This window comes from Sphaerisporangium aureirubrum (genome assembly GCF_042658925.1).
Lineage (GTDB): Bacteria > Actinomycetota > Actinomycetes > Streptosporangiales > Streptosporangiaceae > Sphaerisporangium > Sphaerisporangium aureirubrum.
The window spans coordinates 19,698-36,502 of record NZ_JBHSRF010000006.1 but is presented as its reverse complement, the minus strand read 5'-3'; the positions used below and the strand labels follow the sequence as shown (position 1 = coordinate 36,502).

General features: G+C 71.0%; 15 protein-coding genes. 7 read left to right on the top strand and 8 right to left on the bottom strand.

Annotation, left to right across the window (positions count from 1 at the left end; genetic code table 11):
• Positions 1-150: 150 nt before the first annotated feature.
• Positions 151-963, bottom strand: a complete 813-nt coding sequence (locus tag ACFP1K_RS06015; protein WP_380747772.1) for a GntR family transcriptional regulator — start codon at positions 961-963, stop codon at positions 151-153.
• Positions 964-995: 32 nt separating this feature from the next.
• Between ACFP1K_RS06015 and ACFP1K_RS06010 the strand changes: the two genes are divergently transcribed.
• Positions 996-1,397, top strand: a complete 402-nt coding sequence (locus tag ACFP1K_RS06010; protein ID WP_380748099.1) for an ATP-binding protein — start codon at positions 996-998, stop codon at positions 1,395-1,397.
• Positions 1,398-1,790: 393 nt separating this feature from the next.
• Here ACFP1K_RS06010 and sucD read toward each other — a convergent pair whose 3' ends face one another.
• From sucD to pcrA, 3 genes are all read right to left on the bottom strand, one after another.
• Entirely contained in the window at positions 1,791-2,672 is an 882-nt protein-coding gene (gene sucD / locus ACFP1K_RS06005; protein ID WP_380747770.1) for a succinate--CoA ligase subunit alpha, read from the bottom strand.
• Positions 2,672-3,853 (bottom strand): ADP-forming succinate--CoA ligase subunit beta, encoded by a 1,182-nt coding sequence (sucC, locus tag ACFP1K_RS06000; RefSeq protein WP_380747768.1) that lies wholly within the window; start codon positions 3,851-3,853, stop codon positions 2,672-2,674. Before sucC ends, sucD begins: the two co-directional genes overlap by 1 nt.
• A gap of 227 nt (positions 3,854-4,080) precedes the next feature.
• A complete protein-coding gene (pcrA, locus tag ACFP1K_RS05995; protein WP_380747766.1) occupies positions 4,081-6,336 on the bottom strand; it encodes a DNA helicase PcrA in 2,256 nt (751 codons plus the stop codon).
• Positions 6,337-6,519: 183 nt separating this feature from the next.
• Between pcrA and ACFP1K_RS05990 the strand changes: the two genes are divergently transcribed.
• Positions 6,520-7,248 carry a PIG-L deacetylase family protein gene (locus tag ACFP1K_RS05990; RefSeq protein ID WP_380747764.1) on the top strand — a complete coding sequence of 243 codons (729 nt, stop codon included), beginning with the start codon at positions 6,520-6,522 and terminating at the stop codon, positions 7,246-7,248.
• Here ACFP1K_RS05990 and ACFP1K_RS05985 read toward each other — a convergent pair.
• The 4 genes from ACFP1K_RS05985 to ACFP1K_RS05970 all read right to left on the bottom strand — a co-directional run bounded on the left by ACFP1K_RS05985 (position 7,212) and on the right by ACFP1K_RS05970 (position 10,822).
• Positions 7,212-8,054, bottom strand: coding sequence for a CPBP family intramembrane glutamic endopeptidase (locus ACFP1K_RS05985; protein WP_380747762.1), 843 nt, complete (start codon positions 8,052-8,054; stop codon positions 7,212-7,214). The genes ACFP1K_RS05990 and ACFP1K_RS05985 overlap by 37 nt on opposite strands.
• A gap of 112 nt (positions 8,055-8,166) precedes the next feature.
• Positions 8,167-8,880: a neutral zinc metallopeptidase gene (locus tag ACFP1K_RS05980; RefSeq protein ID WP_380747760.1), complete on the bottom strand. Its 714-nt coding sequence runs from the start codon at positions 8,878-8,880 to the stop codon at positions 8,167-8,169.
• A 78-nt stretch (positions 8,881-8,958) separates the two neighbouring features.
• Positions 8,959-9,597, bottom strand: a complete 639-nt coding sequence (locus tag ACFP1K_RS05975) for a response regulator (protein ID WP_380747758.1) — start codon at positions 9,595-9,597, stop codon at positions 8,959-8,961.
• A 37-nt stretch (positions 9,598-9,634) separates the two neighbouring features.
• The gene (locus ACFP1K_RS05970) at positions 9,635-10,822 is read right to left on the bottom strand and encodes an ATP-binding protein (protein ID WP_380747756.1); all 1,188 of its coding nucleotides are present in this window, start codon (positions 10,820-10,822) and stop codon (positions 9,635-9,637) included.
• 187 nt (positions 10,823-11,009) lie between these two features.
• On the opposite strand from ACFP1K_RS05970, the gene ACFP1K_RS05965 reads away from it, so the two are divergent.
• The 5 genes from ACFP1K_RS05965 (at position 11,010) to ACFP1K_RS05945 (ending at position 16,730) form a co-directional block, all read left to right on the top strand.
• Positions 11,010-12,479, top strand: a complete 1,470-nt coding sequence (locus ACFP1K_RS05965) for a PspC domain-containing protein (protein ID WP_380747754.1) — start codon at positions 11,010-11,012, stop codon at positions 12,477-12,479.
• Entirely contained in the window at positions 12,469-12,705 is a 237-nt protein-coding gene (locus tag ACFP1K_RS05960; RefSeq protein WP_380747752.1) for a hypothetical protein, read from the top strand. The genes ACFP1K_RS05965 and ACFP1K_RS05960 overlap by 11 nt, the downstream gene beginning before the upstream one ends.
• Before the next feature lie 235 nt (positions 12,706-12,940).
• Positions 12,941-13,447, top strand: coding sequence for a (2Fe-2S)-binding protein (locus ACFP1K_RS05955; protein WP_380747750.1), 507 nt, complete (start codon positions 12,941-12,943; stop codon positions 13,445-13,447).
• A 50-nt stretch (positions 13,448-13,497) separates the two neighbouring features.
• A complete protein-coding gene (locus ACFP1K_RS05950) occupies positions 13,498-15,849 on the top strand; it encodes a xanthine dehydrogenase family protein molybdopterin-binding subunit (RefSeq protein WP_380748097.1) in 2,352 nt (783 codons plus the stop codon).
• The gene (locus ACFP1K_RS05945; protein ID WP_380747748.1) at positions 15,846-16,730 is read left to right on the top strand and encodes an FAD binding domain-containing protein; all 885 of its coding nucleotides are present in this window, start codon (positions 15,846-15,848) and stop codon (positions 16,728-16,730) included. The genes ACFP1K_RS05950 and ACFP1K_RS05945 overlap by 4 nt, the downstream gene beginning before the upstream one ends.
• Positions 16,731-16,805 lie beyond the last annotated feature (75 nt).

Sequence of the window (16,805 nt, the reverse complement as noted above, 5' to 3'; positions counted from 1 at the left end):
TAGGCTGTTGACTGAGCTCCAGTCACGCTTCATCATGGAGGAGTCACGGGCAGTAGCCTGTGGAAGTGGGCCCGGCAGCTCTCCGGACGGAGAGTAGGCCGGGTTTCGCGCTTCTATGGACGCCTCTGGTAACCCGCCGCACCAATTTGCTCACACGACGGCGCCCGTCGCTCTTCCCCAAACGCCCACACGAGTAGGTCCGGCGATGCCTCGGGCTACTGCGGCGCGTCCCACGTCGACGTACCGTAAACCACCTCGTACCGATCCACCGGGATCACGATGTCGGCGGTCTCCACGGGGCGTGCGTCGGCATAGAAAGGTTCTCTCGATGGTCAGCACGATGGCGCCCGGTGCCACGTCGAGAGCCGAGGACTCTGTGGCGAGCGCGAGGCGGGCCGAGACCACCTCCGCCGCGTGAGTGATCTTTACACCGATCAGCCGCATGCGTTCCACTACGCCGGCGCCCGCGTGCGGGCCGTCTTCGGGAAGGACGACGGGTGTTCCACGGGTAAGGGACAAGGGTTCCCAGCTCTCACTGAGCTGCACTGGGCGGCCGTCGCTGCGATAGACGTAGCTGGTGTGCATCGCGTCGGGCTCATCGCCGGGCTCGGTCAGCGCCAAGCGGCCGCGCACCGCCTCGGGGGCCCTCGCGGTCCGGCTCTCGTAGTCCCACGACCCGACCCGCGCGTAATCCTCCATCAGCCGCGCGAACGGCGACCCGCCCATGGCGTTGCGATGCCAGGTCCGTACGAGGCGCTGACGACGGGCCCGGGCCCGGACGTACGTACCCGAACCGGGACGTGCGACCGCCAGCCCTTCGGTAACCAGCAGGCCCAATGCGTCGGAAGCGGTGTTGCGCGCCACCTTGTACTCGCGAGCGATCTCAGGCGTGGACGGCAGCCGGTCCTCCTTGGCCAGCTCACCGGAAAGGATTCGGCGTCGCAGTTGGTCGGCGATCCGCATGTAGACCGGGCGAGACGCTCACCGGCTGGAGCCTGCCGAATCTCATCGAAGAGACCGAGTTGGTGATCAGCGAGTTGTGCACCAATGCCCTGCTGCATGGTGGGGACCCGATCACCGTAACCCTGCGGGTCGCAGGACGGTGCCTCGGCGGGGAGGTGGCCGACCGCGGTGACCTCTTCATCCCGCATCCCCGGGTGAGCGAGGACGAGGAACACGGCCGTGGCCTGCACATCGTCGGCGCTCTCGTCGACCTATGGGTATCGACCCTCAACGAGACGGCCGAGGCAAGACAGTGTGGTTCACCAAGCGCTGGTGACCGATGGAGTTCTTCCCGCCAAGGAGTCTCCTTTCTGGGAGTGCGGCATCTCAGCTGGTCGCGCAGAAAACTCGTAGTGACTTTTAGTTTTGTGTACTGGTGCGACGCGAAACTATAAGTAGCTCGTAGGCCCGTGCAGGCCAGCAGGAAGCCGGCCTCCCAGGTCCACGACGACGGGGCGGGACACCGCTGTCGCCCGTTGCGATCGCTTCGGCCGCGATCGCCCGGACTCCGGCGGCGTCGTAGTCCACGCCCAGGCGAGCGCGAACAACACAGCGATCAAGCCGCGGCCCGTTTCTGCCGTATTCCGGTGGCACCCCAACAACAGGTGGCGCTTGGGTGGTCGGGGGTGCGGGGGCGGAGCCCCTGCCTTGGGGTTTGGGGCGGGAGCCCCGATGAGGACAGTCCGAGCGGAGCGAGGGCCGTTTCCAGGGGCGCGGTGCGAGATGACAGCCCTGGAGACATGCGTACGGCGCCCTCCTTGGTGGAGGGCGCCGTGCGGGGTGAGGGTTTAGCGCATGAGGTCGCGCATCAGGCGGGCGGTTTCGCTGGGGGTTTTGCCTACCCTTACGCCTACCTTTTCTAGGGCTTCCTTTTTGGCTTGGGCGGTGCCGGCGGAGCCGCTGACGATGGCGCCGGCGTGGCCCATGGTCTTGCCTTCGGGGGCGGTGAAGCCTGCTACGTAGGCGACTACCGGCTTGGTGACGTGTTGTTCGATGTAGGCGGCGGCGCGCTCTTCGGCGTCGCCGCCGATTTCGCCGATCATGACGATGGCGTCGGTGCCGGGGTCGGCCTGGAAGGCTTCCAGGGCGTCGATGTGGGTGGTGCCGATGACCGGGTCGCCGCCGATGCCCACGGCGGTGGAGAAGCCGATGTCGCGGAGTTCGTACATCAGCTGGTAGGTCAGGGTGCCGGACTTGCTGACCAGGCCGACGCGGCCGGCCGTGGTGATGTCGGCGGGGATGATGCCGGCGTTGGAGGCGCCGGGGGAGGCGATGCCGGGGCAGTTGGGGCCGATGATGCGGGTCTTGGCGCCCTTGGAGATGGCGTAGGCCCAGAACTCGGTGGTGTCGTGGACCGGGACGCCTTCGGTGATGACGACGGCGAGGGGGATCTCGGCGTCGATCGCCTCGATGACGGCGCTCTTGGTGAACGCCGGCGGGACGAAGATCACCGTGACGTCGGCGCCGGTGGCGGCCATGGCCTCGGCGACGGTGGCGAAGACGGGGAGCTCGACGCCGTCGAAGTCGACGGTGGTGCCGGCCTTGCGGGGGTTGGTGCCCCCGACGACCTGCGCGCCGGCCTTGAGCATGCGGCGGGTGTGCTTGGAGCCCTCCGAGCCGGTCATGCCCTGGACAATGATCTTGCTGTTCTCGGTCAGCCAGATAGCCATTACTTCGCACCTACCGCGGCGAGCTCGGCGGCACGTTTGGCCGCGTCGTCCATCGTGTCGACGAGTTCTACGCGGGGCAGGCCCGCGTCGGACAGGATCTGCCGCCCGAGGGTGGCGTTGTTGCCGTCCAGCCGGACGACCAAGGGGTGGGTCACGGCCTCGCCGCGGTCCGAGAGGAGCTTGAACGCGGAGATGATGCCGTTGGCGACCGCGTCGCAGGCGGTGATGCCGCCGAAGACGTTGACGAAGACCGACTTGACGCTGGGGTCGGACAGCACGATCTCGAGGCCGTTGGCCATGATCTCGGCCGAGGCGCCGCCGCCGATGTCCAGGAAGTTGGCCGGCTTCTGCCCGCCGTAGGACTCACCGGCGTACGCGACCACGTCCAGTGTGGACATGACCAGGCCGGCGCCGTTGCCGATGATGCCGACCGAGCCGTCCAGCTTGACGTAGTTGAGGTCCTTCTCCTTGGCCCGCGCTTCCAGCGGGTCCTCGGCGGCCTTGTCGGCGTAGGACTCGTGCTCGGCCTGCCGGAAGGACGCGTTGTCGTCCAGGGTGACCTTGCCGTCCAGGGCCTTCACCTGGCCGTCCTTGGTGAGGATCATGGGGTTGACCTCGACCAGGGTGGCGTCCTCGTCCACGAAGACGGCCCAGAGCTTCTCGATGAGCTCGGCGGCGCCGTCCAGCGCGGCCTCGGGCAGGTGGCCGGCCTTGGCGATCTCGCGGGCCCGGACGCGGTCCACGCCGGTCAGCGGGGAGACCGGGATCTTGGCGACCTGGTCCGGGGCGGTGTGCGCGACCTCTTCGATGTCCATACCGCCCGAGGCGGAGCAGATCGCGAGGAAGGTGCGGTTCGCCCGGTCGAGCAGGAAGGAGAAGTAGTACTCCTCCGCGATGGCGCTGGCCTCCTCGACGAGGACCTTGTGGACCGTGTGGCCCTTGATGTCCATGCCGAGGATGTCGCCGGCCTTGCCCTGCGCGTCGGCGGCGTCGTCGGCGAGCTTCACGCCGCCCGCCTTGCCACGTCCCCCGGTCTTGACCTGTGCCTTCACCACGACACGCCCGGTCAGATCCTGGGCCGCCGCGCGCGCCTCCTCCGCGGTGTGCGCGACACGGCCGCGCGGCACCGGGATGCCATACTCCGCGAAGAGCTCCTTCGCCTGATGTTCGAACAGGTCCACGAGGGTCCGTCCTTGCTTGTCCGGCTGACTGCCATCTCTACGTTGAGGACCAGACCCCGGGGATCCGCGAATTGCCGGAGGCCTGGCCTCAGAAGCCTAGCCCCCGCGAGCACGTGGACAGCCCGCCGGGGGGCCTTTTGCCAGCGCGGGTGGGGTAATCACATACCCCTGAATTCCTACAAAATTCACAAAACCCACCGAATGCCACCGGGCATTCCGGCGCGCGGCTACAGCTTCTCCAGCGGCGCGTACGCCAGCAGCAGGGTCTTCTCGCCGCCGGACCCGAAGTCGACCTTGACCTTGGTCTTCTCGGCGGCGCCGTCGACCGTCACCACGGTACCGAGGCCGAAGGAGTCGTGGTTGACGCGGTCTCCGGGGCTGAGGCTGGGCATGACCCGGCCGCCTGACTTCTTCGGCGCGGCCGGGCGGCTCTCCCGGGTGGTGGCGGCGCTCCACGCGGACTTGGCGGGGTCGCCGCGCCACTCGACCAGGTCGGACGGCACCTCGGCGAGGAACCGCGACGCGGGGTTGAACGCGGGCGCGCCCCACGAGCTGCGCACGGCGGCGCGCGAGAGGTAGAGCCGCTGCTGGGCGCGGGTGATGCCGACGTACGCCAGGCGGCGCTCCTCCTCCAGCTCACGCGGCTCGCCGAGGGAGCGCATGTGCGGGAAGACGCCGTCCTCAAGGGCGGTGAGGAACACCACGGGGAACTCCAGGCCCTTGGCCGTGTGGAGGGTCATCAGCGTGACGACGCCCTGGTGGTCCTCCCCCTCGGGGATCTGGTCGGCGTCGGCCACCAGCGAGACCTGCTCGAGGAAGTCGACCAGCGTGCCGTCGGGGTTGGCCTCTTCGAACTCCTGGGCCACCGAGACCAGCTCGTTGAGGTTCTCCAGCCTGCTCTCGTCCTGGGGGTCGCCGGAGGTCTCCAGCTCGGTGCGGTACCCGGTGACCGCCAGGACCTCTTCGGCCAGCTCGGAGATGGGCAGCTCCTTGCCGCGCAGCTCTTCGAGCAGGGCCACGAAGTCTCGGATGGCGTTCACCGAACGGGTGGCGAGGCCGGGGGCCTCGTCCACGCGGCGCAGCGCCTCCCAGAACGGGACGCGCTCGCGGGAGGCGAACGCCTCGACCATCGCCTCGGCCCGCTCGCCGATGCCGCGCTTGGGGACGTTCAGCACGCGGCGCAGCGAGACGGTGTCGCCGGGGTTGGCCAGCACCCGGAGGTACGCCAGCAGGTCGCGGACCTCGCGGCGCTCGTAGAACCGCACGCCGCCGACCACCTTGTACGGCAGGCCGGTGCGGATGAAGATCTCTTCGAAGACGCGGGAGGCCGCGTTGGTGCGGTAGAACACCGCCACCTGGCCGGGCGTGACGCCGTCGTCGTCGGCGAGGCGGTCGACCTCCTGGGCGACGAACATGGCCTCGTCGTGCTCGTTGTCCGCGACGTACCCGACGATGCGGGGGCCGGCGCCCTGGTCGGACCAGAGGTTCTTGGGCTTGCGGCCCTCGTTGCGCGCGATCACGGCGTTGGCGGCGGACAGGATGGTCTGGGTGGAGCGGTAGTTCTGCTCCAGCAGGATGGTGCGGGCCGAGGGGTAGTCGCGCTCGAACTCGAGGATGTTGCGGATGGTCGCGCCGCGGAAGGCGTAGATCGACTGGTCGGCGTCGCCCACCACGCACAGCTCAGCGGGGGCCACCGCGCCCTCGCGCACCAGGTCGCCGTCGGCGGTGCGCAGCTCGGCGAGGCCGACCAGCTCTCTGATCAGCATGTACTGCGCGTGGTTGGTGTCCTGGTATTCGTCGACCAGCACGTGGCGGAAGCGGAGGCGGTAGTGCTCGGCGACGTCGGGGAAGAGCTGGAACAGCGTGACCGTCAGCATGATCAGGTCGTCGAAGTCCATCGCGCCGGCCTCGGTGAGCCGCTGCTGGTAGGTGCGGTACGCCTCGGCGAGGGTGCGCTCCAGGTGGGTCTTGGCCTGGGCGGCGGCGGTCTCGTAGTCGATCAGCTCGTTCTTCATGTTGCTGACCTGGGCGGAGAACGACCGGGGCGGGTAGCGCTTGGGGTCGAGGTCGAGCCCGCGGCAGACCATGGCCATCAGGCGCTGGGAGTCGGCCTGGTCGTAGATCGAGAAGCTCGTGGTGAAGCCCAGCCGCTTGGCCTCGCGGCGCAGGATGCGCACGCACGCGCTGTGGAAGGTCATCACCCACATGGCCTTGGACCGGGGGCCGATCAGCCGCTCGACGCGGTCTTTCATCTCGCGGGCGGCCTTGTTGGTGAAGGTGATCGCCAGGATCTCCTGCGGCTGCGCGCCGCGCTCGGACAGCAGGTAGGCGATGCGGTGGGTGAGCACCCGCGTCTTGCCGGACCCGGCGCCCGCGACGATCAGCAGGGGGCCGCCCTCGTGCAGGACGGCGGCCCGCTGCTCGGGGTTCAGCCCGTCGAGCAGTGGATGATCAACGGCGGGGTTCACGGCACGGGACGACACGCCCCCTAGCGTATGGCGCCCCACCGACAATGACCGCCTCTTCCGCCCCCTCCCCACCCCTGAAAACCACGGAACCGCCGGGGCCGCCGCTCCGCCGAGGGCGATGTACCGGCAGGCTGGAAATGCCGGGACAATGCCCATATGACGCGGCCTGCTCGAACGCCGCGACGGAGGAGGACGACCGTGACCGCGCTAGACGACGCCGACATCGCCAAGATTCTCGTGGTGGTCGCGCATCCGGACGATGTGGACTTCGGCGCGGCAGGTAGCGTCGCCACCTTCACCGACAAGGGCATCGAGGTCGTGTACTGCCTGGTCACCGACGGCGACGCCGGGGGCTTCGACCGGGAGACCGACCACGAGGGCATGGCCGTGCTGCGCCGGGCCGAGCAGGCCGAGGCCGCCAAGCGGGTCGGCGTCGAGGAGGTGGTGTACCTCGGGTACCGCGACGGGACCGTGGAGCCCACCCTCGGCCTGCGCAAGGACATCGCGCGGGTGATCCGCCAGGTCAGGCCGGACCGGGTGATCACCTCCACGCCGGAGCGCAACTACATCCGCATCAGCCCGAGCCACCCCGACCACCGGGCGGTGGGCAGCGCCACCCTGGACGCGGTCTATCCCGACGCCCGCAACCCGTACGCCTTCCCCGAGCTGCTCGCCGAGGAGGGGCTGGAGCCGTGGGTGGCGCGCGAGGTGTGGCTGTCGGGCGGCCAGACGCCCAACCACTTCGTGGACGTCACCGCCACCGTGGACCGCAAGCTGGCCGCGCTGAGGGCGCACGTGAGCCAGATCGGGCACATGGACGACTCGCTGGAGGAGTTCGTCAGGGGCTTCCTGGCCCGCAACGCCGAGGCCGGCGGGCTGCCGCCGGGCACCTACGCCGAGTCGTTCCTGGTGGTGCCCACGCCCTGATCCTCCGGCCGTACCGGCAGCCGGGCCGCCGCCCGCGCGGCGATGAAGCCCAGCGAGTTGGTGGCCAGGTGGGTGAGCGACGGCGCCAGCAGGCCGCCGCGCCGCCGCAGCTCGTGGAAGAACACCCCCGCCAGGCCGGTCGACACCACGGTCCCGGCGACGACGGCCGCCGCGCCGGGCCTCGGCCGCAGGCCCCGGGCCGCGCGCCGCCATCGTGACGTCCCGCGGTCCTCCGGCGGGGGGGCCTGGGCGGCGGCGAGCGCGCCGAGGGCCGGGTTGGCGGCGGCCATGTCGAGGGCCGGCAGGACGTGCCAGAGGCCGAAGAGCGCCGAGGAACCGGCGACGGAGGCGGCCGGGCCGTGCGAGCGGCGCAGGACGGCGGGCAGGACGCCGCGGAAGGCGATCTCCTCCAGGAGCACCGTGCCGACGGGGACCTGGACCAGGATCTCCTCGGCCAGGCGGGCCCGGGACAGCCCGAGCGCCCGCTCGTCGTGGAACAGCCGCCGGGTGGCCGGGAGCAGCACGCCCCCGGCGTACGCGGCGGTGACGGCCGCCGCGAGCGCGCCGCCGATGCGCGAGCCCTTCCCGCTCTGGCCGAATCCCATCTCCCGCCAGGTCACGCCGGAGCGCCGGGCCAGGTACAGAAGTGTGCCCGCCGCGACCGCCGAGGTGACCGGCGCCAACCGGGGGACGACGCGGTTGTTCAGCACGTTGGCCGCCACGAGGACGGCGAGCCCGGACGGCAGCAGGTGCCTCGGATCCTTCGATGCCCCGGTCCCGCGCGCCGTCCCGGCTTCGTGCGCCAAGCCGATCCCGCGCACCGTCCCCGCGCCATGCGCCGAGCCGGTCCCCCTCGCCGTCCCGTCCATGGCCGCCCGTCCGCTCGTGGTCGCCCCCGCCTACGACCAGCAGGCTACGTCAGCAGGAGTCGATCCCGTCGTTGTAGCCGCCGGCGAAGGACTGCTGGCGCTGGGCGGCGGTGCCGTGCGCGTCCTCGCGCCACCAGGCGTCGGTGGGGTCGCCCGCCGCGGCGAGGTTGGTCATCAGCTCGTCCTCGTCGCCGTCCTCGGCCTGCAACTGCTTGCTCTGCACCAGGCCGCCGAGCGCGCCCCCGGCGTAGCAGTCGGCCTGGAGCTCGCGCTCGACGCTGAAGCTGAAGTCCCGCATGAGCTGGGCCTGCACGGCGTGCCCGATCTCGTGCGGCACGATGACGTACACCGAGCCGTCGCCGAGCTGGTCGTACAGCGAGCGCATCCAGTCCTCGTCGTAGGCGACGAAGTGGCCCACCGGGCAGTAGAACGCGTTGTTCGGCACGGAGGCCTGGCCGCCGCAGTCGGGCCCGCCGTCACCGGAGTACGCCTCGAAGCGCGTCAGCGGCCGGTAGGACTGGCCGGCCGCCTCGAACCTCTGCTGCCAGAACTTCTCGGTGAGGGTCCGGGCGAGCTGGACGTCCTCTTCGAAGGTCTGGCCGGCGGGCTGCTCGTCCTTGGACGGCCCGGCGGACACGGACGGCTCGGGCTGCGAGGACCCGGACGAGTCGGGCGCGCCCGAGCCGTCCGGAACGTTCAAGCCCCCGCACCCGGTGACGAGTACGGCCAGCAGGACCAGAGAAAGCACTGTGCGAGGGGTCACGTTCCAATCCTGGCGGACCGAACCGTTCCCCGCACAACCGCTCCACCAAAGTGAGACCTACTGGAACGGTGCGCCGGGTCAGACCAGGCGGCGGGCCGTGGCCCACCGGGACAGCTCGTGGCGGTTGGACAGCTGGAGCTTGCGCAGGACCGAGGAGACGTGGGTCTCGACCGTCTTCACCGAGATGAACAGCTCCTTGGCGATCTCCTTGTAGGCGTAGCCCCGGGCGATCAGCCGCAGCACCTCGCGTTCGCGGGTGGTCAGGGAGTCCAGCTCGGGGTCGATGGACGGCGCCTCGGTGGAGGCGAAGGCGTCCAGCACGAAACCGGCCAGGCGCGGCGAGAAGACGGCGTCCCCCTCCGAGACGCGGACGATGGCGTCGGTGAGCTCGCGCCCGCTGATCGTCTTGGTGACGTACCCCCGGGCGCCGCCGCGGATGACCCCGATGACGTCCTCGGCGGCGTCGGAGACCGAGAGGGCGAGGAACCGGACCTGGGCGCCGGACCCGAGCACGCGGCGCAGGACCTCCTGGCCGCCGCCGCCGGGCATGTGGACGTCGAGCAACACCACGTCGGGGCGCAGCTCGTCGATGGCGGAGACCGCGGAGTCGACGTCCTCGGCCTCGCCGATCACCTCGATCCGGGAGTCCAGCTCGGCGCGCACGCCCGACCGGAAGAGCCGGTGGTCGTCCACGATCAGTACCTTGACCACGTTCACCGCAGTTTCCTTCTCACCGTGAGGGCGGGCCGCCGGTTCACACCCGTTCCCGCTTCATCGTCAGCATTACTTCCGTACCCTCGCCCGGTCCAGTCTTTACGCGGGCGCTCCCGCCGTGACGCTCCATCCTGCCGATGATCGACTGGCGGATGCCCATGCGGTCGTCGGGGACGTCGTCCATGCTGAAGCCCTTGCCCCGGTCACGGACGAACACGGTGACCTCCTCGCCCTCCACCTCGGCGTACACCGAGATGACCGGCGCCTCGGCGTACTTGGCCGCGTTCACCATGGCCTGCCGGGTCGCCTGAAGCATGGCACGCAGCTGGTCGTCCAGGTCGCAGTCCCCCACGCAGACGATCTCGATGGGCACCCCGTGCTCGTCCTCGATCTCGGCGCACACCCGGCGCACCGCGGCGGCCATGGACGCGTCGGCGTCCGCCTTGGGCTGGTACAACCAGTTGCGCAGCTCGCGCTCCTGGGACCTGGCCAGCCGGGTCACCTCGAACGGGTCGCTCGCGTTGCGCTGGATCAGGGTCAGGGTGTGCAGCACCGAGTCGTGCACGTGCGCCGCCATCTCGGCCCGCTCCTCCTGCCGGATGCGCTCGCGGCGCTCCTTCTGCAGTTCCTTCCACAGGCCGGTCAGCCACGGCGCGGCGATCAGGCCGATGCCGCCGACCACGACGGCGGTGAACAGCAGCCCGGGGCGGGCCTCGGCGAGCTTGCCCTGCGCGGCGAGGAAGCCGATCGCGCCGATCACCACGAGCATCAGCCCGAGGGCGGTGCGGACCCACGAACGGCGCACCTGGCGCACGGCGTCGGTCATCCAGCGCTGCCGCCGGCCCGGCTCGGCCTGCTGCCAGAGGATCAGCGTGCCGATGCCGCCGACGGCGATGGACCAGGTGCCGACCCCGCCGCTGGCGGCGCCGGTGAGCCAGCCGAAGGCGGTCAGCGCCAGGCCGAGCACCGCGTAGGCGACGAACTGGCCCCAGTCGCGGGGCGGAGCCTCCCCTTCGTACGGCTCGCGCGGGGTGAACATCCACAGGGCGGCGTAGGCGATGATGCCCACGCCGTCCAGCACGCTGAGCAGCACGAAGGCGAGGCGCAGCACGACGGGGTCCAGCCCCAGCTGGCCGGCTGCGCCCTCGGCGACGCCCGCGACCAGCCGGCCGCGCATCGGCCGGACAAGCCTCGGGGGGGCCTCGGGGATTGTGGGAGTCTCGCTCATCTCCCATGCATCGTCACACGTGAACGACCCCCCGCGCATCAGGGCGCTCCCTGACCCACCCCCTGAGGGCTCGGGGACGACTCAGGGGTCTCCCGGATGGTGGCGGGGGACCGGCCGCCGCCAGGATGGACCCATGACAGAAGCAGGCGAACCCGGCCCGCAGCCCGGAGACGTTACTTTCGCGGCTGTGGACGAGGAGCGCGTGCTCGCCCGCAGCAACGAAGGCCGCATGATCACCGGGGTGTGCGCGGGCCTCGGGAGGTACGCGGGGATGGACCCCGTGATCTTCCGGGTGGGTTTCGCGGCCCTGGTCATCGGCTCCGGCATCGGCATCATGCTGTACGTCGCGGCGTTCCTGCTGATGCGGGCGCCGGACGGCGGCCCGGGGTACGCCGAGCAGTGGAGCCGCCGGATCTTCGATCCCGAGACCGTGCTGGGGGTGCTCGGCGCGATCTTCACGCTGGGCCTGGTCATCAACCTCGCCGCCGACGGCATCGGCACGGCGACCGTCGTCGTCGGCACGCTGCTGGCGATCTCCCTGCTGGTGGCGCACTCGCGCGGCGTGGACCTTCTGGGCCTGGCCCGGTCGCTCCCCGAGCGCCTGCGCACCTCCGGCCGCCGGCCCGCCCCGGCGCCCTATCCGTACCCTCCGCAGGAGTTCTCGCCCGCCACTGGCACGCCCGTCACCGGGATGCCCGCGACGGACTACCCGCAGGACGCGCCGCCCGCGCACGCACCGGGCACGCAGGCACCGGGCGTCCAGACGGACGCACAGGAACCGGGCGCGCAGGCGCCGGGCTCGCCGCCGCCGTACCGGTCGCTGTCGGAGCTGGCGCGTGACGCGCGGCTGGCCGCCGCGTCCGCGACCGTCCCGCCGCCCGCCTTCCCGTCGCCCGCCACCAGGCCGGGCCGGACGAGCGGCTACGACTCCTCGGGCGAGGCCTTCGCCCCCCACGGCCCCTACGCCCAGCGGCCGTACCAAGATCCCTACCACTACTGGGGCCAGTCCGGCACCGGTCAGGCCCCCGCGAAGAAGTCCAAGAAGCGGCCGAGGGCCTACATCGGCGGGATCACCACGTTCATCGCGTTCCTGGTCGGAGGCATCATGGTCGCTGCGCAGGCGCCGCCAAGCCCGTCCCACCTGCCGTTGATCGGCGGAGTGGCACTCATCATCGTCGGCGCGGGACTGCTCGTCACCACGTGGTTCGACCGTGGCACCGGGCTGGTCGCGACCGGGACCATCCTGTCCCTCGTCCTGATCGGCGGGGCGAGCGTGAGCGACATCCCGAAGAAGATCGGCAGCTACACCTGGGAGCCGGTCGACACCAGCCATCTGGAGCGCACCTACTCGGTGGGCCTCGGGGACGGCACGCTCGACCTGAGCGACACCAAGCTGACCCCCGGGTCGCGCACGCGCTTCGACGCCGAGGTCGCCATCGGCGAGATCAAGGTCATCGTGCCGCGCGACGCCAGGGTCGAGGTGTTCGGCCAGACCCGCCTCGGCGACGTCAAGATCGAGCACAAGGTGGAGGGCGGCGCGGACATCACCCACAACGGGGTGCTGGAGCCGGACGTGCCGGTGACCGGCCCGGTGCCGGTGATCGAGCTGCACGTCAAGGCGGGCATCGGGGACGTGGAGGTGCGCCGTGCGGCCTGACGCGAGGGAGATCGGCCCGGACGGCGCGCCGGTGAAGAAGGAGCGCCGGTACTGGCACCGCACCGACTGGCTGTCGCTGTTCTCCGGCCTGCTGTTCGTCGGGATCGGAGTGAGATACCTCGTGGAGCCGGCGCCCGACGCCCTCACGATGCTCCTCAGCCTCGTGTTCGGCCTGGGTTTCGCCGGTTTCTTCGCGGTGATCGCGCGCGTGTCGCGCAAGCGCTGAGACGGGTGGGGCGCGGGTTTTACCACCACGGGGGTTGACCGGGGAGCCGATAGGCGTACTTTCGCATTTGTCGGTTCTCACTCCAATCACTTCGATCCCCGTTAGTGCGCTCGCCAGGTCCCGGCGCCTGCCGAAGCTCCACCTCCAGCGAGGTCCGCACTGGCCGCGCACGGGACCACGGCCCCATGGCCGTACGTCAGCGAGGACGGCCGGACAGCGCGCGCATGGAGGACGAATGACCCGTATAACCGTCACCGTCGACGGAATCGCGTACGAGGAGGAGGTGGAGCCCCGGCTGCTGCTCGTCCATCTGCTGCGCGATCGCATCGGCCGGACCGGCACACCCATCGGCTGCGACACCGGCAACTGCGGTGCCTGCACCGTCATGCTGGACGGCCGCAGCGCCAAGAGCTGCTCGATCCTGGCCGTCCAGGCCGACGGATCCGACGTCGTCACCGTCGAAGGCCTCTCCGGCGACGGAGGGGGCTGGCATCCCATGCAGCAGGCCTTCCACGAGGAGCACGCCCTGCAGTGCGGCTACTGCACCCCCGGCATGATCATGGCGGCCATCGACCTGCTCAAGGACGACCCCGACCCCTCCGACGACGCCATCCGCCAGGGCCTTGAGGGCAACCTGTGCCGGTGCACCGGCTACACCAACATCGTCCGGGCCGTACGGCGCGGCGCCCACGGCATGAGCGGCCAGGAGACCGCCGCGACCGGCGGGGAGGGCGCCCGATGACCGAGGAACTGGACGCCGGGATGGTGGCCCGCACCATCACCGAGAACGACATGCTCGGCGAGCCCGTCCCCGGCCGCACCGAGGTGGGCGCGGCGCGCCGCCGCAAGGAGGACGCGCGCCTGGTCACCGGCCGCACCCGATGGACCGACAACATCCAGCTGCCCGGCATGCTCTACGTGGCGTTCCTGCGCAGCCCCATGGCGCACGCGCGAGTGACCCGCGTGGACGTCTCGGCGGCGCTCGGCCTGCCCGGCGTGGTGGCGGCCTTCAGCGGGCGCGACCTCGCCGGCGAGCAGGGCAGCCTGCCGTGCGCCTGGCCGGTCACCGAGGACATCGTGATCCCCGACCACCCGCCGATGGCCGTGGACGAGGTCAGGTACGCGGGCGAGGCCGTCGCCTGCGTCGTCGCCACCGACCGGTACAAGGCGGCGGACGCCCTGGAGGCCGTCGAGGTCGACTACGACCCGCTGCCCGCCGTGGTGGACATGACCGAGGCGCTCAAGGAGGGCGCCCCGAAGGTGCACGAGCAGGGCAACCGGTCGTTCGTGTGGAAGTTCGCCGCCGGGGACGCCGACGCGGCGTTCCAGGACGCGCCCGTGGTCATCGAGCGCACCTACGTGCAGCAGCGGCTCATCCCTTCGGCGATGGAGCCGAGGGCGGTGGTCGCGCAGACCGACGGCGACACCTTCACCCTGCACTCGGCCACGCAGATCCCGCACATCCTGCGCATCATGCTGGCGCAGGTCACCGGCATCCCCGAGCACAAGCTGCGGGTCATCGCCCCCGACGTGGGCGGCGGCTTCGGCTCCAAGCTCCAGGTGACCGCCGAGGAGGTGCTGCTGCTGCTCCTGGCGCGGCGGCTCGGCAAGCCGGTCAAGTGGACCGAGTCGCGCTCGGAGGGCAACCTCACCGTCCACCACGGCCGTGACCAGCTGCAGCGGATCTCCCTGGCCGCCGAGGCCGACGGGCGCATCCGCGGCCTGCGGGTGGACCTGCTGGCCGACATGGGCGCCTACCTGATGCTGGTCACGCCGGGCATCCCGCTGCTCGGCGCGTTCATGTACAACGGCATCTACAAGATGGACGCCCTGGACTTCACCTGCACGGGCGTGTTCACCACCAAGATGCCGACCGACGCCTACCGCGGCGCGGGGCGGCCCGAGGCGACGTACGCCATCGAGCGCGTGATGGACGAGCTGGCCCACGAGCTCAAGCTGGACCCCATCGAGGTGCGGCGGCGCAACTGGATCAGGCACGAGGAGTTCCCCTACGCCACCATCGCGGGCCTCACCTACGACTCGGGCAACTACGAGGCGGCCACCGACAAGGCGCTCGGGCTGTTCGGCTACGACGCGCTGCGCGCCGAGCAGTCCGACCGGCGCGCGCGGGGCGACTCGGTCCAGCTCGGCATCGGGACCTCGACCTTCACCGAGATGTGCGGCCTCGCGCCGAGCCGGGTGCTCGGCTCGCTCAGCTACGGGGCCGGCGGCTGGGAGCACGCGGACGTGCGCATGCTGCCGACCGGCATGGTCGAGGTGGTCACCGGGTCCAGCCCGCATGGTCAGGGCCACGAGACGGCCTGGAGCCAGATCGTCGCCGACGCGCTCGGCGTGCCGTTCGAGGACGTCTCGGTGGTGCACGGCGACACCGCCGTGTCGCACAAGGGCATGGACACCTACGGCTCGCGGTCGCTGGTGGTGGGCGGCATCGCGGTGCTGCGCGCCTGCGACAAGGTGAAGGAGAAGGCCAAGCAGATCGCCGCGCACATGCTGGAGGCCTCCCCCGAGGACGTCGAGTTCCACGAGGGCACGTTCCGGGTGCGCGGCACCGACGCGGGCAAGACGATCCAGGAGGTGGCGCTGGCGACGTTCGCCGCGCACAACCTGCCGGACGGCGTGGAGCCGAGCCTGGACTCCTCGGCGACGTTCGACCCGGACAACTTCTCGTTCCCGCACGGCACCCACCTGTGCGCGGTCGAGGTGGACACCGAGACCGGCGCCGTGAAGATCCGCTCGTACGTCGCGGTGGACGACGTCGGCAAGGTGGTCAATCCGATGATCGTGGAAGGTCAGGTGCACGGCGGGCTCGCCCAGGGCATCGCGCAGGCCCTGTTCGAGGAGGCCGTGTACGACGCCGAGGGCAACCTGCTCACCACCACGATGGCCGACTACCTGCTGCCCTCGGCCGCCGACCTGCCCGACTTCGTCACCGACAGGACCGAGACGCCGTCCACCACCAACCCGCTCGGCGTCAAGGGCGTCGGCGAGGCGGGGACGATCGCGTCGACCCCCGCCGTGGTCAACGCGATCGTCGACGCGCTGCGGCCGTACGGCGTCAACGACGTGCCCATGCCCTGCGGCCCCGAGCGGGTGTGGCGAGCCATCAACGGAGGTGCCGCGTGATCCCGGCCGCGTTCGACTACGTCCGCCCGGCCACGCTGGAGGAGGCCCTGGACGTCCTCGGCGGCGCCGGGGACGAGGCCAAGGTGCTGTCCGGCGGCCAGTCCCTGCTGCCGCTGCTCCGGCTGCGGCTGTCCTATCCCTCGGTCCTGGTCGACGTGGGACGCCTCGGCGAGCTGCGCGGCGTCCGCGACGAGGACGACTATGTCCACATCGGTGCCGGCACCACGCACGACGAGGTGGTCCGCTCCCCCATTGTCAACGCCGAGTGCCCTCTGGTCGCCCTGGCCACCGCGACGGTCGCCGACCCCGCCGTGCGCCACCGCGGCACCTTCGGCGGCTCGCTGGCGCACGCCGACCCCGCGGGCGACCTGCCCGCCGTCGCCGTGGCGCTGGACATGCGACTGGTGGTGCGCTCGTCCTCCGGCGAGCGGGTGGTCGCGGCCCGCGACTTCTTCCTCGACTACCTGGAGACGGCGCTCGAACCCGGCGAGATCCTCACCGCCGTCCGTGTCCCCAAACTGGGCGAGGGCTGGGGCTTCCACTACGAGAAGTTCCACCGCACCGCCCAGTCCTGGGCCATCGTCGGCGTGGCCGCCGCCGTCCGCGTCTCCGACGGCTCCCGGAGCATCGAGGAGGCCCGCGTAGGCCTGACCAACATGGGCGCCGTCCCCGTCCGGGCCACCGCCGTCGAGTCCGCCGCCCCCGGCGCCGACCTCAACGGCACCTCCAACGGCTCGGGAGGCGCCCTCCGCACCGCGGCCGCCCAGGCCGCCGAAGGCACCTCACCCCCCGCCGACCTCCAGGGTTCCTCCGCCTACCGCGCCCACCTCGCCCGGGTCCTGACCTACCGGGCGCTGTCCGCCGCGGCGCTGGCGGCATAGCGCGGTCGCCTCGCGGATCCCGGGTCACCTTGCCCGGGATCCGCGTGACCGCGGCGGCGCGCGCCGTAGGGTGGG

Coding starts and splice junctions, on each gene's coding strand:
- sucD (WP_380747770.1), bottom strand. CDS start 2,672: ATGGCTATCTGGCTGACCGAGAACAGCAAGATCATTGTCCAGGGCATG.
- ACFP1K_RS06015 (WP_380747772.1), bottom strand. CDS start 963: ATGCGGATCGCCGACCAACTGCGACGCCGAATCCTTTCCGGTGAGCTG.
- ACFP1K_RS05950 (WP_380748097.1), top strand. CDS start 13,498: ATGCTCGGCGAGCCCGTCCCCGGCCGCACCGAGGTGGGCGCGGCGCGC.
- ACFP1K_RS05970 (WP_380747756.1), bottom strand. CDS start 10,822: ATGAGCGAGACTCCCACAATCCCCGAGGCCCCCCCGAGGCTTGTCCGG.
- ACFP1K_RS05955 (WP_380747750.1), top strand. CDS start 12,941: ATGACCCGTATAACCGTCACCGTCGACGGAATCGCGTACGAGGAGGAG.